21 protein-coding genes and 1 riboswitch are annotated in these 24,574 nt (G+C 69.0%); of the genes, 3 read left to right on the forward strand and 18 right to left on the reverse strand.

Going from position 1 to position 24,574, the window contains the following annotated elements; genetic code table 11:
* Positions 1-136: 136 nt before the first annotated feature.
* The 4 genes from M1D55_RS23635 to M1D55_RS23650 form a co-directional block, all read right to left on the reverse strand.
* Positions 137-1,381 (reverse strand): multifunctional CCA addition/repair protein, encoded by a 1,245-nt coding sequence (locus M1D55_RS23635; protein ID WP_456281973.1) that lies wholly within the window; start codon positions 1,379-1,381, stop codon positions 137-139.
* Positions 1,382-1,406: 25 nt separating this feature from the next.
* Complete coding sequence (locus M1D55_RS23640; protein ID WP_064575007.1) at positions 1,407-2,096, reverse strand: glutathione S-transferase family protein; 690 nt, start codon at positions 2,094-2,096, stop codon at positions 1,407-1,409.
* Positions 2,097-2,480: 384 nt separating this feature from the next.
* The gene (locus M1D55_RS23645) at positions 2,481-3,503 is read right to left on the reverse strand and encodes a complex I NDUFA9 subunit family protein (protein WP_064575006.1); all 1,023 of its coding nucleotides are present in this window, start codon (positions 3,501-3,503) and stop codon (positions 2,481-2,483) included.
* A gap of 170 nt (positions 3,504-3,673) precedes the next feature.
* A complete protein-coding gene (locus M1D55_RS23650; protein WP_232206139.1) occupies positions 3,674-5,644 on the reverse strand; it encodes a lytic transglycosylase domain-containing protein in 1,971 nt (656 codons plus the stop codon).
* A 149-nt stretch (positions 5,645-5,793) separates the two neighbouring features.
* Between M1D55_RS23650 and M1D55_RS23655 the strand changes: the two genes are divergently transcribed.
* Positions 5,794-6,426 (forward strand): 5-formyltetrahydrofolate cyclo-ligase, encoded by a 633-nt coding sequence (locus tag M1D55_RS23655; protein WP_456281974.1) that lies wholly within the window; start codon positions 5,794-5,796, stop codon positions 6,424-6,426.
* 97 nt (positions 6,427-6,523) lie between these two features.
* Here the strand turns inward: M1D55_RS23655 and M1D55_RS23660 are convergent, their stop codons facing one another.
* The 4 genes from M1D55_RS23660 to ahcY all read right to left on the reverse strand — a co-directional run bounded on the left by M1D55_RS23660 (position 6,524) and on the right by ahcY (position 10,248).
* On the reverse strand, positions 6,524-7,303 hold the full coding sequence (locus tag M1D55_RS23660; RefSeq protein WP_006580074.1) for a Mut7-C RNAse domain-containing protein: 780 nt from the start codon (positions 7,301-7,303) through the stop codon (positions 6,524-6,526).
* Between the two features lie 82 nt (positions 7,304-7,385).
* A complete protein-coding gene (gene metF, locus M1D55_RS23665; RefSeq protein WP_456281975.1) occupies positions 7,386-8,216 on the reverse strand; it encodes a methylenetetrahydrofolate reductase [NAD(P)H] in 831 nt (276 codons plus the stop codon).
* Positions 8,217-8,265: 49 nt separating this feature from the next.
* A complete protein-coding gene (locus M1D55_RS23670; protein ID WP_006580075.1) occupies positions 8,266-8,619 on the reverse strand; it encodes a phage holin family protein in 354 nt (117 codons plus the stop codon).
* 210 nt (positions 8,620-8,829) lie between these two features.
* On the reverse strand, positions 8,830-10,248 hold the full coding sequence (ahcY, locus tag M1D55_RS23675; RefSeq protein ID WP_456281976.1) for an adenosylhomocysteinase: 1,419 nt from the start codon (positions 10,246-10,248) through the stop codon (positions 8,830-8,832).
* Between the two features lie 120 nt (positions 10,249-10,368).
* A riboswitch (S-adenosyl-L-homocysteine riboswitch) is annotated at positions 10,369-10,463 on the reverse strand.
* Between the two features lie 120 nt (positions 10,464-10,583).
* Here ahcY and thiD point away from each other — a divergent pair.
* Positions 10,584-11,408 (forward strand): bifunctional hydroxymethylpyrimidine kinase/phosphomethylpyrimidine kinase, encoded by an 825-nt coding sequence (gene thiD / locus M1D55_RS23680; RefSeq protein ID WP_456281977.1) that lies wholly within the window; start codon positions 10,584-10,586, stop codon positions 11,406-11,408.
* Positions 11,409-11,757: 349 nt separating this feature from the next.
* Here thiD and M1D55_RS23685 read toward each other — a convergent pair whose 3' ends face one another.
* From M1D55_RS23685 to M1D55_RS23710, 6 genes are all read right to left on the reverse strand, one after another.
* A complete protein-coding gene (locus M1D55_RS23685; RefSeq protein WP_156526487.1) occupies positions 11,758-12,210 on the reverse strand; it encodes a PaaI family thioesterase in 453 nt (150 codons plus the stop codon).
* A gap of 28 nt (positions 12,211-12,238) precedes the next feature.
* Positions 12,239-12,451, reverse strand: a complete 213-nt coding sequence (locus tag M1D55_RS23690; RefSeq protein WP_006580124.1) for an acetyl-CoA carboxylase biotin carboxyl carrier protein subunit — start codon at positions 12,449-12,451, stop codon at positions 12,239-12,241.
* 14 nt (positions 12,452-12,465) lie between these two features.
* Positions 12,466-13,884, reverse strand: a complete 1,419-nt coding sequence (locus M1D55_RS23695) for an acetyl-CoA carboxylase biotin carboxylase subunit (protein ID WP_456281978.1) — start codon at positions 13,882-13,884, stop codon at positions 12,466-12,468.
* Positions 13,881-16,058: an acetate--CoA ligase family protein gene (locus tag M1D55_RS23700; protein ID WP_456281979.1), complete on the reverse strand. Its 2,178-nt coding sequence runs from the start codon at positions 16,056-16,058 to the stop codon at positions 13,881-13,883. Before M1D55_RS23700 ends, M1D55_RS23695 begins: the two co-directional genes overlap by 4 nt.
* A 4-nt stretch (positions 16,059-16,062) precedes the next feature.
* Positions 16,063-17,067 carry a Bug family tripartite tricarboxylate transporter substrate binding protein gene (locus tag M1D55_RS23705; protein WP_006579965.1) on the reverse strand — a complete coding sequence of 335 codons (1,005 nt, stop codon included), beginning with the start codon at positions 17,065-17,067 and terminating at the stop codon, positions 16,063-16,065.
* 86 nt (positions 17,068-17,153) lie between these two features.
* The gene (locus M1D55_RS23710) at positions 17,154-18,701 is read right to left on the reverse strand and encodes an acyl-CoA carboxylase subunit beta (protein ID WP_006579966.1); all 1,548 of its coding nucleotides are present in this window, start codon (positions 18,699-18,701) and stop codon (positions 17,154-17,156) included.
* A 181-nt stretch (positions 18,702-18,882) separates the two neighbouring features.
* Between M1D55_RS23710 and M1D55_RS23715 the strand changes: the two genes are divergently transcribed.
* Positions 18,883-20,685, forward strand: a complete 1,803-nt coding sequence (locus M1D55_RS23715) for a sigma-54 interaction domain-containing protein (protein ID WP_456281980.1) — start codon at positions 18,883-18,885, stop codon at positions 20,683-20,685.
* A 53-nt stretch (positions 20,686-20,738) separates the two neighbouring features.
* On the opposite strand, the gene M1D55_RS23720 is transcribed toward M1D55_RS23715, so the two are convergent.
* The 4 genes from M1D55_RS23720 to M1D55_RS23735 all read right to left on the reverse strand — a co-directional run bounded on the left by M1D55_RS23720 (position 20,739) and on the right by M1D55_RS23735 (position 24,574).
* On the reverse strand, positions 20,739-21,665 hold the full coding sequence (locus tag M1D55_RS23720; protein ID WP_456281981.1) for a nucleotidyl transferase AbiEii/AbiGii toxin family protein: 927 nt from the start codon (positions 21,663-21,665) through the stop codon (positions 20,739-20,741).
* Positions 21,658-22,416, reverse strand: coding sequence for a type IV toxin-antitoxin system AbiEi family antitoxin domain-containing protein (locus tag M1D55_RS23725; RefSeq protein WP_064574992.1), 759 nt, complete (start codon positions 22,414-22,416; stop codon positions 21,658-21,660). The genes M1D55_RS23720 and M1D55_RS23725 overlap by 8 nt, the downstream gene beginning before the upstream one ends.
* Before the next feature lie 164 nt (positions 22,417-22,580).
* On the reverse strand, positions 22,581-23,750 hold the full coding sequence (locus tag M1D55_RS23730) for a thiamine phosphate synthase (RefSeq protein ID WP_456281982.1): 1,170 nt from the start codon (positions 23,748-23,750) through the stop codon (positions 22,581-22,583).
* The gene (locus M1D55_RS23735) at positions 23,747-24,574 is read right to left on the reverse strand and encodes a thiazole synthase (RefSeq protein WP_456281983.1); all 828 of its coding nucleotides are present in this window, start codon (positions 24,572-24,574) and stop codon (positions 23,747-23,749) included. Before M1D55_RS23735 ends, M1D55_RS23730 begins: the two co-directional genes overlap by 4 nt.

Genomic DNA, 24,574 nt, shown 5'->3' on the forward strand with positions numbered 1-24,574 from the left:
GCAGGGACAGGCCGGCAGGCGCCCCGCATTCGAGCGAGGCGCCATTCTGTTGTCCGCTCCTGACCGTTGCTATCGATTTGTGTCGGTGGCTTGCAGCGGTGACTTGCCGCGGTGACTTGTCTCGTCGCCCGCCGCGCTACTCGCCCGGCTGCCCCAGTGCGCGCGCCACCGCGGCGACCCGCGCCTGGTGCACGCGCTCGCGGATCAGTTCGACTTGTCCCGCGCACTCCCGCGCGATGGCGCCCGCATCCACGCTGGCGGCGGCCTCGCGTGCGGCCAGCAGCCGGGCCGGCTGCGGATAGTCACGCTGCTCGAAGCCGAGCCGGCCGCGCGCGTCCGCCTCGCAGGCCTGCAGCGCCTCGGCGAAGCGCTCCGGCTTGCGCAGCGCGTCGCAGCGCTCGAGCAGCCGCGTCACCGCGGCGGCGCCGAATTCGGTGGAACGATGGATATTGCCGTGCTCACGCGCGACCAGCACGGCGAGATCGCGGCAATCGGTCGGCACGCGCAGCCGCTTGCAGACCGCTTCGAGCAGCGCGACGCTGCGCTGTTCGTGGCCGATATGGCGCGGCAGCACGTCGGCGGGCGTGGTGCCCTTGCCCAGGTCATGGACCAGCGCCGCGAAGCGCACCGTCAGCGGTGCCCGCATCGCGGCGGCGGTATCGACCACCATCATCACGTGGACACCGGTATCGACCTCGGGGTGATACTCGGCGCGCTGCGGCACGCCCCACAGCCGGTCCAGCTCCGGCATCAGCCGCGCCAGCGCACCGCACTCGCGCAGCACCTCGAACATCCGCGACGGGCGCGCCTCCATCAGCCCGCGCGCGAGCTCCTGCCAGACGCGCTCGGCCACCAGCGCGTCGACCTCGCCGCTGTCCACCATCGACCGCATCAACGCCAGCGTCTCCGGCGCGACGGTGAATTCGGGCAAGCGGGCGGCGAAGCGCGCCAGGCGCAGGATGCGCACCGGGTCCTCGGCGAAGGCCGGCGACACGTGGCGGAATACCTTGGCGGCCAGATCACGCTGGCCGCCGTGCGGATCGATCACCGGCCCGGCCAGGTCGCCCTGCTCGTCGACCGCCTGCGCCATCGCGTTGATGGTCAGGTCGCGCCGGATCAGGTCGTCCTCCAGCGTGACATCGGGCGAGCAATAGAAGGCGAAGCCCTTGTAGCCGGCGGCGGTCTTGCGCTCGGTGCGCGCGAGCGCGTATTCCTCGCGGGTGCGCGGATGCAGGAAGACCGGGAAGTCCTTGCCGACTGGCTTGAAGCCGGCCGCTTCCATCTCCGCCGGGGTCGCGCCGACGACCACGTAGTCGCGGTCCTGGCTGGGGGTGCCCAGCAACTGGTCGCGGATGGCGCCGCCGACGGCATAGATCTGCATGGAGCTGCTTCCTCGGTCCGACGCTTCAGTGCTGGATCACGATCGCGTCGTCGCGGTCCGGCGCGGCGCGATACGGCTCGTCCGGCGCGAGGAAATCGCGCTCCTCGCGGGCCGCCGCGATCCAGCGCTGCAGCGCCGGCAGTTCCAGCACCAGATCGGCATAGGCCTTGGCGTGCTCGGGCAGGTGGATGCCATAGGTCGCGAAGCGACAGACCACCGGCGCAAAGTAGGCATCGGCGATCGAGAACGCGCCGAACAGGAACGGGCCGCCGTTGCCGAAGCGCTCGCGCGCCTGCTGCCACAGCTGCACGATGCGGTCGATATCGCGCTGCACCGCGACGTTCCAGCCCATGCCGGGCAGCATCGCGCTCAGGTTCATCGGCAGCTGGCTGCGCAGATTGCCGAAGCCGGCGTGCATCTCGGCGCAGATCGAGCGCGCGAAGGCCCGCGCGGCCGAGTCCTGCGGCCACAGCTGCTTGTCGGGGAATCGCTCGGCCAGGTATTCGACGACCGCCAGCGAGTCCCAGACCACGATATCGCCGTCGATCAGCGCCGGCACCTTGTTGGCCGGCGCATAACGGCCGATCTCCTCGGCGAAGCTCGGCGTGAACAGGCGCACTGGCACTTCCTCGAATGGAATGCCGGCGTGCGCCATCACCAGCCAGGGACGCAACGACCAGGAGGAATAGTTCTTGTTGCCGATGACGAGCTTCATTTGGGAGTCCTTGGAGAGGGAGAGAGCGAGGCGAGCGCGATCGGTGGCATGCGGAAAAGACCGGAAAGACAGGAAAGCGGTATGGCTGACCACGCTGCGCTTCAGGCCGAACATTGTAGCCAGCGGCTCGGGGCCGGGCCAAACGAATTGGGCTCGCAAGGAGTGTCAATCTGGGTCACATACGAGCGCATCGGGTCCGCTGCCCTCTCCCCCAGCCCCTCTCCCGCAAGCGGGAGAGGGGAGCCGTCCGCCTGCAAGGGGGGTGAGAAACCCTCGGTTGGTTTCTCTTCCTCTCCCGCAAGCGTTAGTGGGAACCGCCTGCCGGTTTTCTCCCTCTCCCGCTTGCGGGAGAGGGCCGGGGAGAGGGCAGCTCCCACCCCACCTTCACCGCCGATGCACGCTCGAGCGCAACGCCTCCAGCCGCGTCTCCCTGCCACCGGACAGCGCCTCGGTCATCACCGCCTCCAGGCTGGTCGGATGCACGCCGAGCTCGGGCGCCATCGGGCCGCTCAGCACATTGTCCAGCCGCATCGAATCGAGGTTGTCGCGCGACATCACCGGGCCGCCCGGCATATGTTCGAGCACGGCCGCCTGCAGGCGTGCCAGCGCGTCGGGCAGCGGCAGTACCGGGCGCGGATGGCCGGAGGCCTCGCCGGCAAAGCGCACCAGTTCCTCCAGCGTATAGACCTGCGGGCCGCCGAGTTCGTAGCAGCGGCCGATCGTGGCCGGGGTCGCCATCGCATTGACCATCGCCTGCGCGACGTCCTGCACGAACACCGGCTGAAACCGCGCCTGCGCGCAGGCCAGCGGCACCACGGGCGCGAGCCGCTGCATGCTGGCGAACAGGTTGAGGAAATGATCGTCGGGGCCGAACACCACCGAGGGGCGGAAGATCGTCCAGTCCAGACCGCTCTCGCGCACCGCGCGCTCGCCGTCGCCCTTGCTGCGCAGATACATCGACGGGCCCGCGCTGTCGGCGCCGAGCGCGCTCATATGCAGCAGCCGGCGAACGCCGGTGCGCCGCATCGATTCGATCAGCCGGCGTGGCAGTTCGACATGGGCGGCGGCAAACCCTGCCCCGTAAGGGTCGCCGCGCCCGCCGTGGAGCACGCCGACCAGATTGACGACGATGCCCTCGATGCCCAGCGATCCGATCGCGCTGTCGAGCGCCGCCTCGTCGGCGACATCGAGCACCGCGATCTCGACCCGCGGCAGCGCCAGCAGGTCGCGCGCATTGTCCTCGTTGCGCGTGACCACCACGATCCGTTCGGGATCCATCGGCGGAATGACCACCGTCGCGTGTTCGAGCGGCGCGTTGCTGCGGTTTGCCACGCCCGACAGGCGCGCGACCAGATGACTGCCGATAAAGCCCGAACCGCCGATCACCAGCACATTGCTCGTCAGCATGATGTCCTCCGTGGCACGGTGGCCGCGGCACGGCTGCCGCGGCGGGTTTCGACCCAGCGTTCGATGCTGCGCGTTCGATGCTGCGCGTTCGATGCTGCGTCAAGCAGCGGCGGACATCTCGCCCCGGGGGCACCCCGTCGGCGCACCCGCGGGGCGCCGTCACGGCCCCGTCAGGGCAGGCTGGTGGTGGTGACCTGCGACGGCACCACCGTGCCCAGCCGCGCCTTCAGCGACTGCGGATGTCCGTGCATCAATGCAGCATAGTACGTGGCGTTGGAGAGCACATTCTTGACGTAGGTTCGCGTCTCCGTGAACGGAATGGTCTCGGCGAAGATCGCCCCCTCGACCGGCCGCGACAGGCTGGTGCGCCAGCTCTTGGGCCGGCCCGGGCCGGCGTTGTACGCGGCCGACGCCAGCGTCTGCGAGCTGTCCAGGTCGGTCAGCACCATGCTCATGTAGCTGGTGCCGAGCAGGATGTTGACATTCGGATCGCTCATCATCGACGGCGTGAAGTCCGTCATGCCGATCTTGCGGGCCACGTACTTCGCGGTGGCCGGCATCACCTGCATCAGGCCGTGGGCGCCGGCGGACGAGCGCGCGTTCATGATGAAGCGCGACTCCTGCCGGATGATGCCGTAGGCCCACGCCATGTCGAGGCCCGCCTGGTCGGTGGCGCGCTGCATGATGTCGCGGAACGGCATCAGGAAGCGCAACGAGAAGTCATGCTGCGCCTGGGTGCGGTCGGCCGTGTTGACGGTGCGGTCCAGCAGCGAGATGCGGCGCGCGTACTCCGCCGCGGCCAGCAGCTCGCGGTCGCTCATGCCGCGCAGCTCCCAGTTCCATTCGCGGTTGCCCTCGAAGCGCAGGTCCATGTCGTAGAACGCCTTGGCGCGCTGGAAGCCGGGGCGCGTGCGCATCGCCATCGCCTCGGCATCGCTGACCTGGGTACGCGCCGGCAGCGTGATGCGCTGGCCCAGTTCCTCGCTGGCGAGCTGCCCGTAGAAATTGAAGCCGCTGGCGATCGACTGGTACTGCTGGCGGGCCTCGTCGTTGCGGCCCGCTTCGGCCAGCGCGCGGCCGAGCCAGTAGGTCCAGGCCGGATCCTTGGTGCGCAATTCGGGGCGCATCGATTCGATCGCCAGCCGCACCAGCTTCCAGTCGCCCTGGCGCAGCGCCGCGCGCACGCGCCACTCCTGCGTCTCGGTCGACAGCCACTGGTTGCCGCCCAGTTCGACCTGGCGGCGGAAGTAGCCGGCCGCATCGGGCAGCAGCTTCTTGGCGGCGAACTGGCCGACCACGCCCCAGCCCGCGCCCTGCTCGTCGCGCGACAGGCTGCCCGAGCTGGCGGTCAGGTAGGCGGCGGCCTGCGCCGGATCGCTGCGCGCCATCTTGACCACCATGGCCAGCGTATCGCCGTCGACGGGGGCGTCCGGCACGGTGGCGGCGATGCGTCCGGCCAGCGTGGTGTAGTTCTGCTCCAGCGCGGTGCGGGCCTGGAAGGCGACGTCCGCGCGCGTGATCTGGCGGCTCTGGTAAAGATAGCCGATCAGGTCGACGCAGCCCTCGCCATAGTTCTTCGGCTCGGTCAGCAGCGCGCGCGCCTCGGCGGCGACGTTCTGCCCCTTCAGCGCGCGCGACAGCAACGCATAGCACTCGACCTGGGTATCGTCCTTCAGCACGAACTGCGGATACTGCGCGTCGAAGTTGGCCCAGTCGCGCCGCTTGCCGAGCACCAGCAGCCAGTCGTTGCGCATGCGGTCGGCGATCGCCTCGCCCTGGTAGCGCTGCAGGAAGGCGCGCACCTCGTCGTCGGGCGCGTCGATGCGCGCCAGGCCGCTGGCATCGAACAGCTGCGGCTTGATGCGGAAGTATTCGACGTAGGAGGGCACCGGGTAGTCGACCAGCGTGGCCGAGATCGCATAGGCGCGCGCCACGTCGTTCTTGCGGGCGGCTTCGCGCAGCGCCCGGAAGGCGTCGTCCGGATTGCCCGGGATCATCGTCGATGCGGCGCCCTGTCCGTTCGACGATACCGTGCGCTTCTGCGCGGCGGCCGGTGTTGCCAGCAGCGTCAAGCTCAAGGCGGTGGCGATCGCGGTCAATGCGAACTGTCCCGCACGCTGCCGATATACTCCGTTGCGCATCCTGTCTTTCCTTGTTGTGGCGGCCCGGCCGGCGCTGGATGTGGCTGCCGAACCGCTTGAAAACCAATAGTCCGCGGACATTATCACACGCACTTCTCACCGGCCGATCCGGGACTAACGCCCCGCTTCGGCACGTATTTCTCCCGCTCATGGCCAACGCACCGACCGGTCCGCTCGATCCCTCGCCCTCGTCCGCGCAACCGTCTTCGCCGTCCGGCGATCCCGCCGCTGATCCGGTGACCGAACGCCGGGCGCTGCGGGCTGCTCTGCTGGCACGCCGCGCCAGCCTGCCGCAGCGGCAGCGGCTGGACGCGCGCATCGAGGCCGAGCTGGCCGCGCTGCTCGACTGGTTGCCGGTGCGTTGCCTGGGGTTCTACTGGCCGATCCAGCAGGAATTCGACGCGCGCGGCCTGGTGGCGCGCTGGCTCGCGGCCGCACCGGGGCGCGACGCCGCGCTGCCGGCCGTCAGCCGGCCCGGCGTGCCGCTGGACTTCCATCGCTGGACGCCCGACACACCGATGCGCGAGGGCCGCTACGGCATCCCGGTGCCCGACGGCACCGCCGCGGTGACGCCCGACGCGCTGCTGATTCCCTGTGTCGGTTTCAGTGCGCAGAAGTTCCGCCTCGGCTACGGCGGCGGCTTCTACGACCGCACGCTGGCGGCGCTGCCGGGCAAGCCGGTGGCGATCGGCATCGGCTACGAAGACTGCCGGATCGCGCTGGCGCCAGCCGCGCACGATATCCCGATGGACTGGATGGTGACCGAGGCCGGGCGGTTCTGACGCCTGCGTCGTCCCCGCGCATGCGCGGACCCGGCGACTGCTGAAGACGCTGGGTTCCCGCCTTCGCGGGAACGACATGGCGGCAATCGGGACGTCGTCAGCAGTCCGCCGCCGCGTCGGGCGCGTCGGCCGTCCCTTCCGGCAGCATCAGCGAATCGACCAGCGCCCGCATCCGGCGCCAGTGCGACCCCTCCCAGAACACCCGCCGGCAGGCCTCGCAGGTGGAGAAGCGCTCGTGCCGCTCGAGCACCGCGGGCGGCACGCGGCCGGCCACTTCGTCGCTCGAGGCGGCGCGCAGCGGCACATTGCAGCTCAGGCACAGCGAGAACGGCCGCGCCTGCCGGCGCAGGTCCAGCCGGCCGAAGATCTCGCGCAGCTGCGCCTGGGGCTTGAGCGCGCGCACATAGCAGCCATGCGTGATGCTGCTGCGCTTGAGCAGCTCGCGGTCGCGCGTCAGCACGATGCGGCCCTCGCGCGCCGCGATCGCTTCGATCTCGCGATCGTCGAAGTGGTTGTCGTAGAGGGTGTCGTAGCCGGTCAGGCGCAGCAGCGCGGCGAGCCCGCCGAGGTGGGCGTCGGCGACGAAACGGGTGACCCGCAGCGGCGCCGGCCGTACCCGCAGCAGCGGCGTGACGTCCAGCGCCTCGAAAGTGGGGTAGACCGAGACCCGGTCGCCGTCGGCCAGCACGCGGTCGAAGCCGCACGACTGTCCGTTCACCAGGATCAGTTCGACCTCGGTGTGCGGCACCCCGAGCGCCTCGATCATGTGCTTGACCGTGGCCGCGCGGGCGCACGGACAGGACCAGTCCCGTCCGCGCATCGCCGGGGGGAGGAAATCGTTCAGCTCCTCGTAGAAGCGGAACGTGGCGGTAACCATGCGGCACAGTATGCCATCGGCACCGGGCACCGCATCGCCACCATCGCGGCGGGCCGCCTTGCAGCCCTGCAGCCTTACCGACTTACAGCTTCAGCCGCTGCCAGATCGCCTTGGTCGCGCCGGCCGCGTTCAGCGTGTAGAAATGCAGGCCCGGCACGCCGCCGGCCAGCAGCCGCTCGCACAGCGCGGTGACGACGTCCAGGCCGAAGGCGCGGATCGCCTCGCGGTCGTCGCCAAAGCTCTCCAGACGCTTGGCGACCCAGCGGGGCACCTCGGCGCCGCACATCTCCGAGAAGCGCATCAGCTGCGAGTAGTTGGTGATCGGCATGATGCCCGGCACGATCGGCACGTCGACGCCGAGCGCGCGCACGTCGTCGACGAAGCGGAAGTAGGCGTCGGCGTTGAAGAAGTACTGCGTGATCGCCGAGTCGGCGCCGGCCTTGACCTTGCGCACGAAGTTCTCGAGGTCGTGCCGCGGCGAGCGCGCCTGCGGGTGGTACTCCGGATAGGCGGCCACCTCGATCTGGAACCAGTCGCCGGTCTCGGCGCGGATGAACTCCACCAGCTCGTTGGCGTAGCGGAATTCGCCGATCTCGCCCATGCCCGACGGCATGTCGCCGCGCAGCGCGACGATATGGCGGATGCCGTTGTCGCGGTAGGTGCGCAGGATCTCGCGGATGCCGTCGCGCGTCGAGCCCACGCAGGACAGGTGCGGGGCGGCGTCGATGCCGTCGCGCTGGATTTCCAGCACGGCGTCGAGCGTGCCCTGCTGCGTGGTGCCGCCGGCGCCGAAGGTCACCGAGATGTATTTGGGCCCCAGCGGGGCCAGCTGTGCGCGGGTATTGCGCAGCTTTTCCCGGCCCTCGGGCGTCTTGGGCGGGAAAAACTCGAAGCTGTAGTAGCGGTCTTGCATGATGGGTGGCGCCGCCGCCGAGGCGGCGCTGGGAAGGGAGCGCCCGGCGTCAGGCTGCTTCGCGGTCGCGCAGCAGCAGGCCGGCCAGCAGGGTCGAAATCACGCTGTACAGCAGCGAACCGAGCAGCGCGGTCCAGAAGCCCGACACGGTGAAGCCCGACAGCAGATTGCCGACGAACAGGAACAACAGCGCGTTGATCACGAAGATGAACAGGCCCAGCGTCAGCAGCGTGACCGGCAGCGTCAGCAGCACCAGGATCGGCCGGATCAGCGTATTGATGATGGCCAGCACCGCCGCCGCGATCATCGCCGAGCCAAAGCCCCGCACTTCGATGCCGTCGACCACCGCGCTGATCGCGAACAGCGTCAGCGCGTTGATGATCCATACCGCCAGCAATCTCATGGCAACTCCTTGTCGGTGGAAAAAGGCAAAGCGAAAACGCGCCGATTGCCTTTGGCGTACTCCCTCTCCGCTTGCGGGAGAGGGTTGGGGAGAGGGCAAGGGCATTCGCAGTGGCTTGCGACGGCGGCATGACCACCGCTCGTTCCCTCTCCCCCAACCCCTCTCCCGCAAGCGGGAAAGGGGAGCACCATCCGGGCAATGGGTCTGCAATCAATACCGGTAGTGATCCGCCTTGTACGGGCCTTCCTTCGACACGCCGATATACGCGGCCTGCTGGTCGGTCAGCTCGGTCAGCTGCGCGTTGAGCTTCTTGAGCTGCAGGCGCGCGACCTTCTCGTCCAGGTGCTTGGGCAGCGTGTAGACGCCGACCGGGTACTTGCCGCTATCGCGCTGCTGCCACAGCTCGATCTGCGCCAGCGTCTGGTTGGCGAACGAGCTGCTCATCACGTACGACGGGTGGCCGGTCGCGCAGCCGAGGTTCACCAGGCGGCCCTTGGCCAGGATGATCAGCTTCTTGCCGTCGGGGAAGATCACGTGGTCCACCTGCGGCTTGATCTCGTCCCACTGGTATTTCTCCAGCGAGGCGATATCGATCTCGTTGTCGAAGTGGCCGATGTTGCAGACGATCGCCTGGTCCTTCATCTGCGCCATGTGGTCGTGCGTGATCACATGGTAGTTGCCGGTGCAGGTCACGAAGATGTCCGCCTTGTCGGCCGCATATTCCATCGTCACCACGCGATAGCCTTCCATCGCCGCCTGCAGCGCGCAGATCGGGTCGACCTCGGTGACCCACACCTGCGCCGACAGCGCGCGCAGCGCCTGCGCGCTGCCCTTGCCCACATCGCCGTAGCCGCACACCACCGCGACCTTGCCGGCGATCATCACGTCGGTGGCGCGCTTGATGCCGTCGACCAGCGATTCGCGGCAGCCGTACAGGTTGTCGAACTTGCTCTTGGTGACCGAGTCGTTGACGTTGATCGCCGGGAAGCGCAGTTCGCCCTTCTGCGCCATCTGGTACAGGCGGTGCACGCCGGTGGTGGTTTCTTCGGTGACGCCGCGGATCGCTTCGAGGTTGCGGCTGTACCAGCCCGGATCCTTGGCCAGCTTTTCCTTGATCGCGGCGAACAGGAAGGTCTCTTCCTCGCTGCCGGGGCTGGCGATCACCGACGGATCGCGCTCGGCGCGCGCGCCCAGGTGCAGCAGCAGCGTGGCATCGCCGCCGTCGTCCAGGATCATATTCGGCGTGCCGCCGTCGGCCCAGTCGAAGATGCGGTGGGTAAAGTCCCAGTATTCCTTCAGCGACTCGCCCTTGAAGGCGAACACCGGCGTGCCCGAGGCGGCGATCGCGGCGGCGGCGTGGTCCTGGGTCGAGAAGATGTTGCACGAGGCCCAGCGCACGTCGGCGCCGAGCGCCTTCAGCGTCTCGATCAGCACCGCGGTCTGGATCGTCATGTGCAGGGAGCCGGCGATGCGGGCGCCCTTGAGCGGCTGGCTGGCGGCGAATTCCTCGCGGATTGCCATCAGCCCCGGCATTTCGGTTTCCGCGATGGCGATTTCCTTGCGGCCCCAGCCGGCCAGGCCGATGTCGGCCACCACGAAATCGTTCTTGAGATCGGTCACAGCGTTCATGTTTCACTCCGTCGAAGAGTGGGACGCCGGTGACGAAAGGGGGACGGGATCCGGGACGGCTGCGTGCCCATCGGGGGGTGCAGCGTGCGGATAGGTCGACTCGCCACCGTGCGAACCACGGTTCAGCGAGCGCCGTTGAAGACATTCCGAGCCTGGCGGATGGCAGAATGCGGGGTTGGGCCCGCGCGCCGTCCGTTGCAACGCTCCTCGGAGTGGCGGTATTGTACCTGCCCTGCGCGGCGACGGTGTGCCGCTCTCCGAATTCTTTTCTGGCAGGTCAGGACTCGGCCGGCGTCCCTCCGCCGGCCGTCCCGGACCTCGTCTTTCGACTCGTTATGACCGCCTTTCCCCCGCGTACCCTGACCATCGCCGGTTCCGACTCCGGCGGCGGCGCCGGCATCCAGGCCGACCTGAAGACCTTCGCCGCCCTTGGCTGCTACGGCATGAGCGCGATCACCGCGATTACCGCGCAGAACACGCTCGGCGTGACCGGCGTGCATGCGATCCCGGCGGAGATGGTGACGGCGCAGATCGACGCAGTGGCCGGCGATATCGGCATCGACGCCGCGAAGACCGGCATGCTGGGCACGGCGGCGATTGTCGAGGCGGTGGCCGCCGCGGTGGACCGCCACGGCGTGCGCAAGCTGGTGGTCGATCCGGTGATGGTGGCCACGTCCGGCGCGACGCTGTCGGACGACGCCACCGCGCAGGCGATGGTGCGGCTGCTGTTCCCGCGCGCGCTGCTGGTCACGCCGAATCTGCCCGAGGCCTCGTATCTGCTGGGCCGGCCGGTCACGCGCCGCGCCGACATGGAGCGCGCCGCGCGGGAACTGATCGAACTGGGCTGCCAGGCGGTGCTGCTCAAGGGCGGACATCTGGCCGAAGCCGGCCAGGACAGCCTGGACGACCTGCTGATGAGCGCCGACGGCAGCGTGCGCGTGTTCAGCCATCCGCGCATCGATACCCGCAACCTGCACGGCACCGGCTGCACGCTGGCCGCCGCGATCGCCTCGCAACTGGCGCGCGGCGACGCGCTGGAGCAGGCGGTCGGCACCGCGCTGGACTTCGTCGCCCAGGCCATCGCGGCCGGCGCGGACCTGCGGCTCGGCGCCGGCAACGGCCCGCTGAACCACGGCTTCGCGCCGCGGGTGTTGGGGTGATGGCGGTTTTGCGGACGCTGGATTGCCCTCTCCCCCGGCCCCTCTCCCGCAAGCGGGCGAGGGGAGCAAACCGGCGATAACGTCAGCAAGGCCGACGCCCTCTCGAAAACCTCATTCCGCTCTCCCGCAGTCGGGCGAGGGGAGCAAACCGGCGATAACGTCAGCAAGGCCGACGCCCTCTCGAAAACCTCATCCCTTCTCCGGCGGGCGGTCGGAGGGAGATCACCGGCGATAGCGTCAGCAAGGCCGACGCCCTCACGGAAACCTCACTCCCCTCTCCCGCTTGCGGGAGAGGGGTGGGGGAGAGGGCAAAGGGCGCCCGGCCAGCCAATGCGGCCAACCTCTGCCCTCAATTCCCCCCGGCCGCCAACGGCACCAGCTTGAACGCCGCCCGCGCCACGCACACGACGTTGCCGGCGGCATCCTTGACCTCGCCGTCGCAGAACGCGATGCGCGCGCCGCGCCGCATGCAGCGGGCTTCGAAGGTCAACTCGCCGCGCGCGGCGGCCAGGAAGTGGGTCGACATGTCGATCGTGATCACGCCGGTCTCCAGCGGCGCATGCGAGCGCGCGGCGCCGCTGAGCGTGAAGTCCAGCACCGCCATCAGCGTGCCGCCATGCACGTCGCCACGGCTGTTGACCAGGGCCGGATGCGCGGGCAGCCGTGTCTGGCACAGCCCCTCCTCGATATGGACCGGCTGCAGGCCCAGATGCCGCATCAGCGGGACGTCAATGCCGAAATAGGGCTTCTCGGCCGTGCCCGGCGCGACCGGAACGATCTCAGGGACGATCTGCGGGACGATTTGCGTACTGCTTTCCAAAACCACTTCCTTACTCGAGTTCGATCACGACCTGGCCCTCGGCGACCGCATCGCCGGGTTGCACCAGGATGGCCTTGACGACGCCGGCCTGCTCGGACTCGAGCGGGATTTCCATCTTCATCGACTCGATGGTCATCACGGCATCGCCGGCCGCAATGGTAGCGCCAACTTGCACGTCGACGGCGCAGACATGGCCGGCGACGGCCGCTTCGATTTGCTTCATGGGGGACTCCGGGATCAGGATGTCAGGGTGGATGCGGCCGCCTGCGCCGCGGCGGCGGACTTCGTGCCGCCGGCCAGCACGCGCTGCGCGAGGCCGGTATCGATGCGGCCGGCGACGAAATCGTCGTCGTCCAGCACCCGCTGGATAAAGGGGAGATTGGTCTTGACGCCCTCGATGGCGAAGGCGTCCAGCGCCGCGCGCAGCCGCGCGATCGCCTGGGCGCGATCGGCGCCGGTGGCGATCACCTTGGCGAGCATCGGGTCGTAGTAGGAGGTGACACGGCCGCCCTGCGCATAGCCGGTCTCCACCCGCACGCCCTCGCCCGCCGGCGGCCGATACACGGTCAGCGGACCGGGCGACGGCAGGAACCGCACCGGATCCTCGGCATAGACGCGCGCCTCGATCGCATGGCCGCGCAAGCGAACCGGCGTCGGCAGCACCGCCTCGATCGGCTCGCCGCGGGCCAGCCGCAGCTGCGCCGCGACGATATCGATGCCGGTGACCTGCTCGGTGACCGCATGCTCGACCTGCAAGCGCGTATTGAGCTCGAGAAAGACGAAGCCGGTCGCCGGCGTGTACAGCATCTCGACGGTGCCGATCACGTCGTAGCCCAGCGCCGCCAGCAGCGACGCCAGGCGCCTGGCCATCGCGTCGATCTCGTCGGCCGGCACGTTCGGCGCGCGCGCCTCCTCGATGACCTTCTGATGGCGCCGCTGCACCGAGCAATCGCGCTCGCCCAGCACCCGCACGCCACCGTAGCGGTCGGCCAGCACCTGGAATTCGATATGGCGGGGCCGCTCGATCAGCTTTTCCAGATACAGCTCGGCCTGGCCGAAGCTGCGCTGCGCGACCGAGCGGGCGCGCTGCCACGCCGCGGCCAGCTCGCTGTCGTCGTGGGCCGGCAGCATGCCGATGCCACCGCCGCCGCCGGCCGGCTTGATCAGCACCGGATAGCCGATGCGCGCCGCCGCCCTGGCGACGACCTCCGGATCGTCGGGCAGCACGGCGCTGCTGGGCGTCATCGGCATGCCATGGGTCGCCATCAGCGCGCGCGCCTCGGTCTTGTGGCCGAGCCTGCGGATCCAGCGCGACGACGGGCCGATGAAACACAGTCCCGCCGCCTCGACGCGCTCGGCAAAGCCGGCGTTCTCCGACAGGAAGCCGTAGCCCGGATGGACGCCGTCGGCCGCATGCTCGCGCGCGATCTGCAGCAGCGCGTCCTGGTTCAGATAGCTCTGCAGCGGCGCGGCCTCGCCCAGCCGCACGCGCACCGTAGCCTGCTGCAGGTACGGCAATTCGGCATCGGCGTCGGAATAGACCGCGATCGACTCGATGCCCTGCGCGTTCAGCGCGCGCAGGATACGGGCGGCCACCGTGCCGCGGTTGGCGACCAGCACGCGGCGCAACGGACGGACCTGCAATTTTGGCGTCATCGATTGGTCTCCTCGCTGGCGGCGTTGCGGACCACCACGGCGTCCACGATGACCGGGGCGGCGTCGCCACGCGGCACGATCACCGGATTGGCATCGACCGACGCGCAAGCGCGTCCGGCGGCGCTGCCGGCGAACCAATCGCCCAGCGCCACCAGCATCGCCGCGAGCCGGTCGACGTCGACCGCCGGCATGCCGCGCACCGCGCCGAACGCGCGCGCGACATGCAGGCGTGCGATGGCCTCGCGCGCCTGCGCGGCCGAGAACGGCGCGGGCAGGAACTGCACGTCGTCCAGCGCCTCGACCAGCACGCCGCCCTGCCCGATCATCACCACCGGCCCGTAGACCGGATCGCGATGCGCGCCGACCGCGAGTTCGAACGCTCCCTTGTGCTGGCGCGCGATCAGCACGCCGCCATGCTCGACGCCCTGCTCGGCGGCCAGCGCGGCGAGCCTGGCATCGAGCTCGTCGAAGGCGGCCAGCGCGCGCGCTTCGCTGTCCAGGCCCAGGCGCACCAGCCCGTACTCGGACTTGTGCGTGATCGACGCCGACACGCCCTTGGCGACCACCGGCAAACCCAGCTCGGCCACGGCGTGCCGAACCTGCTCGCGGTCGCGGCACAGCCGATGGGCGACCGCCGGCAGGCCGGCCGCGGCCAGTTGCGCCAGGCTTTGCACTTCATCGAGCGTGGTGGTTGACGATGCGGTGGGCTGGCTCGCTGAACCGGACACCGCCGGTGCCGCCGGTGGTGCCGCCAGCGCCGCGGCACGCCCCCGCACATAGCGCGACAGCAGCCCCAGCGCGCGCATCGCCGCGCGCTCGCTGTCGAACACCGGCACGCCATGCCGGCGGAAGGCCTGCGCCACCCATTGCTGATTGGCGCTGACCACGACCGGCACGCCGCTGGCCGAGGCGAAGCGGCCGGTCTGCTGGGAGAAGTCGTCGAAATCGTAGCCCTCGCCGCCGATCGGAAAGCCGACGTGGATCATGTCGGCGGCGCCGCGCTCGGCCACAGCGTCGAGCGTGCGGCCGAAGATCTGCGGCTGGCCCAGCAGCGCGGTCGTCATGTCGATCGGATTGCGCGCGCTGACGTAGCCGGGTAGCACGGCGCGCAGCGCCTCGGTGCCGGCCGCGTCGAACTCGACCAGGCGCAGGCCCTCGTCCTCGGCGGCATCGGCCGCGAGCACACACGTCGCACCCGAATTGCTGATCGCCACCACGCCGTCGCCGCGCGGCCGCTGGCCGCCGGCGAAGACCTGGCAGTATTCGGCCAGCTCGCGGAAGTCGGCCACGCGGACGATGCCATGCCGGCGCAGGAAGGCATCGGCGAGCGCGTCCTCGCCCGCCAGCGCGCCGGTGTGCGAGCTCGCCGTCAGCTGGCCGGCGCGCGTGCGGCCGGCCTTGACGGCCAGAATCGGCACATCGCGCTCGTGCGCCAGCCGCGCGGCCTGCGCCAGCACCTGCGGGTCGCGCAGCGACTCGATATAGAGCAGCACCACGCGCACCTGCTCGTCGTGCAGCACCGCGCGCACGACTTCGGCGGCGCTGACGTCGGCCTCGTTGCCGGTGGCGACCATATAGCGCACGCCGATGCCGTTGCGGCGCAGTCCGCCATAGACAATGGCCGAGCCGGCGCCGCTCTGGCTGACGATGGCGACGGGCCCGTCCTGGCCCGCCTCCTCATTGATCATCGTCGAGAAGTGCGCGATCGCGCCGCTGGCGAAATTCGCCAGGCCCTGCGTGTTCGGGCCGAACAGCCGCAGGCCGCCGGCACGCGCACGCTCGACCAGCCGCCGCTGCTGCGCCGCGCCGGCCTCGCCGAGTTCGGCGAAGCCCGACGAGTAGATGACGGCACCGCGCGCGCCGATCGCCAGGCACTGATCGATCGCCTGCTCGACTTCCGATCCGGGCACGCTGATGACGACCAGGTCGGGCGCGGCCGGCAACGCGTCGAGCGACGGATAGGCGGTCACCCCCTGGATCGTCGCCCGATTCGGATTGACCGGATAGATCGCGCCGGCAAAGCCGTGCCGCCGCATGTAGTCGATCGGCCGGCCGCCGGCCTTGATCGTGCTGTCGGAGGCGCCGAGCACGGCGACCGAGCGCGGGGACAGCAGCGACAGCAGCGCGCGGCCGTCGTCCGCCGGCGCGATCGGATTGGCATGGAGATCGGTCATCGCGTCATTCCACCTTGACCTTGGCTTCGCTCGCCACGCGCTTCCACTTGGCCAGCTCGGCCTGCACGAAGCCGCCGAACTGCTCGGCCGACATCGTGCCCGGCGTGGTCGCGGATTGCGCGAGGCTGGCCTTCGAATCCGGCGCGTTCATGCTCTTGACCGCCTCGCGGTTGAGCCGGTCGACGATCGGCTTGGGCAGATTGGCCGGCCCGTAGAAGCCGATCCACGTGGTGGCCTCGTAGCCCGCCACGCCCTGCTCGGCGATGGTCGGCACATTCGGCAGCGCATCGCTGCGCCTGGCCGAGGTCATGCCGATCGCCTTGACCTTGCCGTCCTTGACGTACGGCGCCATCGTCATCGCATCGTGGAACAGCGCCGGGATCTGCCCGCCGAGCAGGTCCGCCATCGCGGGCGTCGCACCCTTGTACGGGATATGGACCATCGGCGCCTTGGTCATCAGCTTCAGCAGCTCGCCCGACATGTGCGTCGCGCCGCCGATGCTCGACGAGCCGAACGACAGCCCCTCCTTCTGCTTCTTCGCGTAGGCCAGGAATTCGGGCAACGTCGAGGCGGGGATGTTGTTGTTGACAACCAGCACGTTGGGCGTGGTCGCGAGCAGCGCGATCGGCGTGAAGTCCTTCGCCGCGTCGTACGGCAGCGTGCCGCGCACCGCGGGGTTGATCACGTGGTGCGTCGCCGAGACCAGCAGCGTGTAGCCGTCGGGCTTGGCGCGCGCGACCATCTCGGTGCCGATCTGCCCGCTGGCGCCGGCGCGGTTCTCGACCACGACAGGCTGCTTCAGGTCGACGGCGATGTCCTTGGCGATGCGGCGCGCCAGCACGTCGGTCATGCCGCCGGCCGGGAACGGCACGATGATGGTGACCGGCTTGGACGGCCAGTTCTCCTGCGCGGCGGCGGTGCTCGGCATGATGGCCGATACGGCGGCCATGGCACCGAGGACGGTCAGCGCCAGCGTGGTTCGGCGCATGGGCCGGTGGGTTCGATTCATGATGGTCTCCTTGATGTTGGCTGTCGTTGTTGTCGTTGTCTTTGTGCGCGGCGTTGTCGTTGCCGCCGGCGTGCCACAGCCCCGCCTCATGGCCGGATGCCGAACTTGCGCACGCCGGCCTCGCGCAGCGGCGCGGCCAGGTTGGCGAACTCGCACAGCAGCGCCCGCGTATCGCGCGGATCGATGATGTCCTCGATGACGAAGGCCTCCGCGCTGCGGAACGGGGAGGTCAGGCTGCGCACGCGCTGCTCGATCTCGGCGCGCTTCTGCACCGGATCGTCGGCGCCCTCGATCTCGGCCTTGTAGGCGACCTCGAGCCCGCCCTCGATCGGCAGCGAGCCCCAGTTGCCCGACGGCCAGGCATAGCGGAAGTTGAAGCGGCCCATATGCTGGTGCGCCGCGGCGGCGACGCCGTAGGCGCGCCGCAGGATCACCGAGCACCACGGCACCGTGGCCTGATAGACCGCCGACAGCGCACGCACGCCGTAGCGCATGGTCCCGGCCTTCTCGGCCTCGAGTCCGATCTGGAAGCCGGCGATGTCGACCAGATTGATCACAGGCAGATGGAAGGCCTCGGCCATGTCGACGAAGCGCGTGAATTTCTCCGCGGTGGCGCTGTCCCAACCGCCGCCGTAGTAGTACGGGTCGCTGGCCACCACCGCGACCGGCCAGCCGTCGACGCGCGCCAGCCCCGTGACGATGGCGCGGCCCCAATGCCGGCCGATCTCGAAGAAGGAGCCGGAGTCGACCAGCGTCTGCACGATCGGGCGGATCTTGTAGACCGCGCGGCCATCGCGCGGAATCGCCGACAGCAGCCATTCGTCGCGGCGCGCCGGATCGTCGGCCGGCTCGGCGCGCGGCGGCAACTCGAACACCGAGGTCGGCAGATACGACAGGAACTGGCGGGCGCGCGCGAACGCTTCTTCTTCGCTGGCGACCTCGTCGTCGACCACGCCGTTGCGCGTGTGGATATGGCTGCCCCCGAGCTCGTTCTTGGTCAGATGCTGGCCGATGCGTGCGACCACCGGCGGGCCGGCGTTGAACAGCTGCGAGGTCTCCTTGACCATCAGCGAGTAGTGGCTGGCCGCGACGCGCGCCGCGCCCATGCCGGCCACCGAGCCCAGCGCCAGCGACACGACCGGCACCAGCGACATGTTCTCGACCACGTGCTGCCACACCTTCATGGTCGGAATCAGCGTATGGCCCTTGGTCTCGATATTGCGCACCGACCCGCCGCCACCGGTACCGTCGACCAGCCGCACCATTGGCAGCCGCAGGTCGCGCGCCATCTTCTCGGCGTGGACCAGCTTGTCACCGACCGCCCCATCGTTGGCGCCGCCGCGCACGGTGAAGTCGTCGCCGACCAGCACGACGGGGCGGCCGTCGACGCGGGCGCGTCCCATCACCAGATTGGCCGGCGTGAAGCCGACCAGCCGACCGTTGCTGTCGTACTGGCCGCTGCCGGTCAGGCTGCCGACCTCATGGAAGGAGCCGGGGTCGGCCAGCGCATCGATGCGCTCGCGCACCGTCAGCTTGCCGGCGTCCTTGTGCCGCTGGACCTTGTCCGGCCCGCCCAGTTGGGCCGCCAGTTGCCGGCGGTAGGCCAGTTCATCGATTTCGGGTTGCCACGACACGCGTTGTCTCCTGTTGCTCGTTGCTGTGGACAACACAAGCGCAGCAACCGTGCCAGGCGGCGTAACCGCTGCAAGTCGTTGATCTGCTTGCAAAAAACCTTGCGGACGAGAGCGACGGCTGTTACGGTGTCCGCGATAACGACATATCAGGACACTGCGGTGTCCGCCACGGAGACAGTTCTTGTCGTCATTGAAGACACCTATCGGGACATCGGCTGCCGTTCCGGACGCCTTGGGCGCGCTGGTGATCGACCGCGACGGGCGGGTCGCCGCGGCAACCGGCATCGCGCGCGACGACACACTGGCCGGCGCCGCGCTGGCCGCGCTGGCACAGGCCACCGATTTCGACACCGCCCGGGCCGGCCGCCCCTCCACCGATGAAGTTGCCGGCACTCGTCCGTATCTGTTCGAGGTAGCCGCGCCCGGCGCCGAGGCAACGCGCCATATCGCGCTGGCGCTGGACGACGGCACCACGACGCTGGTGCTGCTGCACCGTCCGGGCAGCGCCACCGCGCTGTTCGATTTCCTTGGCGCCGTGCCGTTTGCCGGCGCCATCCTCGAACACTTCATCACCAACCCGTACCAGGCAATCACCGTGGCGGACCGCGACGGCCGCATGCGCTATATCAGCCCGGTGCACGAGCGCTTCCTGGGGCTGCGCACCGGCGAGGGCATCGGCCAGCCCGCCGAGCGCGTGATTCCGAATTCGCGGTTGCCGCAGGTCGCGGCCACCGGCAAGGCCGAGATCGGGCAGCTGCAGCGAATGAACGGTGTCACGCGCGTGGTCAACCGCATCCCGATCGTCCAGCACGGCGAGGTGGTCGGCGCGATCGGGCAGGTCCTGTTCAAGGAACCCGAAGCGATCGCGCGGATGCACAAGGAGGTCAGCGAATTGCGCTCGCAGGTCGCGCACTACCGGCGCGCGCTGGACGACCTGCGCGGCGGCCCCGGCCGGCTGATCGGCGACAGCGCGCCGATGCAGCGGCTGCGGCGCGAGATCGAAACGGTCGCGCGGCTCGACGTGCCGGTGCTGATCCTGGGCGAGAGCGGCACCGGCAAGGAGCTCGTCGCACGCGCGATCCACGAGGCCAGCCAGCGCGACGGCGGCGACACGCGCGACGGCAAGCCGCTGGTCAGCCTGAACCTGGCGGCGTTGCCGGCCACGCTGATCGAGTCGGAACTGTTCGGCCACGCCGCCGGCGCCTTCACCGGCAGCCGCCGCCAGGGCCAGGCCGGCAAGCTGGAACAGGCGGCCGGCGGCACGCTGTTTCTCGACGAAGTCGCCGACATTCCGATGGAGATGCAGGTCAAGCTGCTGCGCGTGCTGGAAGACCATCTAGTCGAGCGCATCGGCAGCCGGCAGGCGCGCCGCATCGACTTCCGGCTGGTGGCGGCGACCAACCGCGACATCCAGGCGCTGATCGACGCCGGCCGCTTTCGGCTGGATCTCTACTACCGACTGAGCGGCGTCGTGCTGCGCATCCCCGCGCTGCGCCAGCGCCGCGAGGACATCCCCGCGCTGCTGCACCACTTCGTGCAGGCCTTCTGCCAGCGCAACAACGTGCCGGTGCCCGCCATCGACAGCGCGGTCCCCCGCCATCTGGCCGAACGGCCGTGGCCCGGCAATATCCGCCAGCTACGGCAGAAGATCGAGGAAGCGCTGGTGTTCTGCGACGGCGGCCGCCTGCGCGTGGCCGACTTCGCCCGCGGCGACGAAAGCGCGACGGCGGCCCTGGCGGCCGACGCCGCGCCGCACCCGCTGGCGCAAAGCTATGCCGAACACGAGGGGGAAGACGAGCCGCGCGGCGAGACACCGACGGCCATTGCGACCACGCCGCCTTCCCGCCCCGCCGCGCTGCGGGAACTTGCCTACGAAGCCGCACTGAAGGCCATCGCCGACCATGGCGGCAACAAGAAGCGCGCCGCACAGGCGCTGGGGATTTCGCGCTCGCATTTGTACACGTTGCTGGCGCGGGGCGGGTGATGGAGCGAATCGATAGCGGGCCACGGTGACCCTTGCCGTGGCGCCGCGACAATTCAATGCCCTTGCGCGACGAACGCCGCTTCGAGCAACTCCACTTGCCTTGCAAACTCCGCGGGGCGCCGCTGGCGAAACGTTTCCAGATTGCCGACTTTCCATCGCAATGCCGGCAGTTCCGCGACATGCCTGCATTGGAGCAGCGACCAGTCCGGCGTGGCTCGGGATAGCCCCGTCAGGAACTGCTTGTGCCGCTCGCTGAGCCGCCTTGGCAGTTCTTCCTTCAGCCGTATCCGGGTATCGATCAGTGTCTTCAGGGAGCAGTCGACCTCCGTCATGCCGACAAAGGCGCGGTGATACTCGCCAGTGATTTCCTTGTCGTTGCCGAACAGCACCTCATGAATGGGCCGATTGTGGCCGGCGACATAGGTCACGAAGCACTCCACCATGCCGTCCGTGATCCCGCCCGATTCGTACAGTCGCCATACGTCGAAGAGATCGCGGGGATGCTGCCTGTCAAGCGCAGCGACCAGTTTGCCGGCGTAGAGCTCATCGGTGGCGAGAATCGGCACGTCAAACTCGACACCGAAAAGATCAGCGGACCTTTTGCTCAACGTCCGTCGCTCGACCGGCAGCACAGTGCCACGAAATACCAGGTTGACCTCGACCTTCACCTGGCTGATGTCGTTGTCGACGATGAGCTTGGTTTCGCGCTGATCGCGTGCGCCGATCATCCTCGTGCGCAAGCCAAGCGCTGCCGCGCGTTGCGCGATAGCAGTCAGTTCGCGATGGATGGCAAGCATCGCGTCCTCTCTGCGTACGTCGTGCGGAAGGTAGACCACGTCGATGTCCACGGAGAGGCGAGGCATATCGCGGACGAACAGATTGATGGCAGTGCCCCCCTTCATGGCGAACAGGTCGCTGGCGAAAACCGTGGGAGCAACGGCAAGCAGGAGACGGACAGTATTGGCGTAGGCGTTATCCATGGGGCTTCAGGCAGAGCAACGTACCGTCGTCGAGACGGCTGATCCATCGCTTGTTGCTGCCTGAGCGCACCGGATACTGGGCCAGCAGGGCATCGACGTCGACCAGATCGGTCTCTCGAGCCCACGTCAGAAAAAGCCGAACGGCCTTGACGCTGGTACAGCACGATAGCAATTGTCCGAGCAGGTCCTTGCGAGGGGAGCGTAAGACGTCGAAGACGTTACGCGCCTCCTCAAGGCTTTGCTTAACACCCACCTCGTAAAGCATCTCAAGTGCGGCACGTTCGGGAGCCGACACGCTGACGCCGTTCGACATGCCGGGCGGAGTCATCAGCGTTCGATCGGCCAATGCGCGATCCGGCCAATCGAACAGGCGCGCGTGCACATAGCGAGCAGGATGTCGCGCGGTGATCCACTCCGGAAGCGAAAAGCGGGCATCGCCCCAAACGACGATGGCTTCGCGGGACCCCAGGTTGTGTCGCATGCCTTGCCAGGCCAGAGCCGTCTTGCCGCCTACGTGAAAGCCGGGCACTTGCCGCTGCAGGAAACGTAGCGAGCCATCGATGCCGAAGTCATCGTTCGGGAAGGCATAGACGCCTTGGGCAAGGCGAACCAGCCAGCCGCCATCGGCATAGCGCGCGGCGAGTTGTGGCGACACGCCAAATTCCCGCAATGTCGCAAGGCTGAACGGCGCCCCCCGGTGCAGACCGGTCTGCAGGCGTTTGATTATCTGGTAGCGCGAAACTTCAACCATCGTTGAAGAATAGCACTAGATCTAAACACTTGCGGCAGAATCGATTAGCGTGGGCAGAACAAATAGCGCCTTGATTTATTTCTGCCGCAAAAAATCTAATCAAAGGGCGGTGCACGAAGCACTACCCTATGAGCGTGCCGGGCAGCATGGTGCCGCCCGGCGCTTCAATCAGCCTGCCCGAACGCCGCCATCAGCCGCGCCACCGCCGCCGGCACGTCGGCCGCCTCGGTGATCGCGCGGACCACGGCGGCGCTGCCGACGCCGGCCTCGAGAACCTGCGGCAGATTGCCCGCGTCGACGCCGCCGATGCCGACCAGTGCCGGGACCTGCTCGCGCATCAGGCGCGCGTAGGCGTAAAAGCGTCCGAGCCCTTGCGGCTGCGTGGGCATCACCTTGGTGGTGGTCGGGAAGATGGCGCCGAGCGCCAGGTAGCTGGGACGCAGCGGCGCGACGCGCAGCATCTCGGCGTAGCCGTGGGTGGAAACGCCGAGCCGCAGGCCGGAGGCGCGCAGTGCGTCGAGGTCCGCCTCATCCAGGTCTTCCTGGCCCAGGTGGATGCCATAGATGCCGCTGGCCGCGCTGTCGTTGCCGTGCGCGGCGTGGTAGTCCAGCGCGGCGCGCCAATGGTCGTTGATGAACAGTCGGCTGCGGCTGCCGCGCGCGGCCACCGCCGAGCGCGCGATCTGCTCGCGTACCGCGGCCGCGTCGTCGGACTTGAAGCGCAGCTGCACGGTTGGCACGCCGAGCGGTACCAGCCGTTCGATCCAGTCGGCGGTCGGCACTACGGCGTAGAGGCCCAGGCGCGCCGGGCATGGCACGAACGGTTCGGCGGACTGCTCCGGCGCGACCAGCGCGGCGTGCCGAACGCGCGGGAACCGTGCGAACTCGGCCGGCCAGTCCAGCGTGCCGGGCTGCCAAGCGCGTGCCAGGCACAGCGCATCGTGCGCCGGGAAATGCAGCGCCAGCGTGGCCAGCAGCGTCGCGACGAAGGCCGGCGGCTGCGCGGCATCGTCGCTGGCGTCGGCCGGCGTGGCGAACACCCAGGTCCCCATCGGCGAGCGCACCGTGTCGATCCACTGGCCGCCCTCGCGCTCGGTCTGGACCAGCATCGCGCCGCGTGCGGCGACGCGTTCGAGCGTCGCGGCATCGACCTCGCCGTCGGCCAGCAACAGGTCCGTCTGGCCCAGCGTCTCGGCGGAATCGGCAGTCAGCGTGTCCTGCAGCCGCAAGGCGCGCCAGTCGCGGTCGGCCACGCCGAAGGTTTCGCCATGGCGCGCGACCAGTGCGGATTGCAGCGCCGCATCGACCGGCATCGGCGTCGGTTGGCGCGTCATGCGTGCTCCTGTGCGTGCCAGAACGGCATGCCGACCACCGGCGTGCTGGCCTGCGCGATCTCGCGCTCGGGCATCGGTCCGGCCAGATAGGCGAGGCGTCCCGCTTCGACCGCACGCGCAAAGGCACGGGCCATCTCGATCGGATAGGCGGCCTGCGCCACCGCGGTGTTCAGCAGCACGCCGTCGTAGCCCCACTCGAGCACCTGCGCCGCATGCGACGGCAGGCCCAGGCCCGCGTCGACGATCAGCGGGGTGTCGGGCAGGCGATCGCGCAGCACGCGCATCGCATGCGGATTGACCGCGCCCTTGCCGGTGCCGATCGGCGCGGCCCACGGCATCAGCGCCTCGCAGCCGGCGTCGAGCAGGCGGCGGCACAGCACCAGATCCTCGGTGCAATACGGCAGCACCTTGAAGCCTTCCTTGATCAGCGTCTCGGCCACCGCCGGCAGGTTCAGCGTGTCGGGCTGCAGCGTGTAGTCGTCGCCGACCAGCTCCAGCTTGATCCAGTCGGTCTCGAACACCTCGCGCGCCATCATCGCCGTGGTGATCGCCTCCTGCGCCGCCATGCAGCCAGCGGTATTGGGCAGCACCGGCACCTGCATCGACTTGAGCATCTGCCAGAAGGCGTGGCCGCCCTCGCCGTCGCCGACCGCGCCCTGGCGGCGCAGCGCCACGGTCAGCATGGCCGGCTTCGAGGCTTCGACCGCGGATTGCAGCGTCGCCGGAGACGGATAGCGCGCCGTGCCGAGCAGCAGGCGCGAGGAAAACGATTCGCCGTAGAGCACGAAGGGATCGCGCACGGCATCCTGGGTCGGGAAGGTCAT

This window comes from Cupriavidus sp. JZ107 (genome assembly GCF_053903255.1).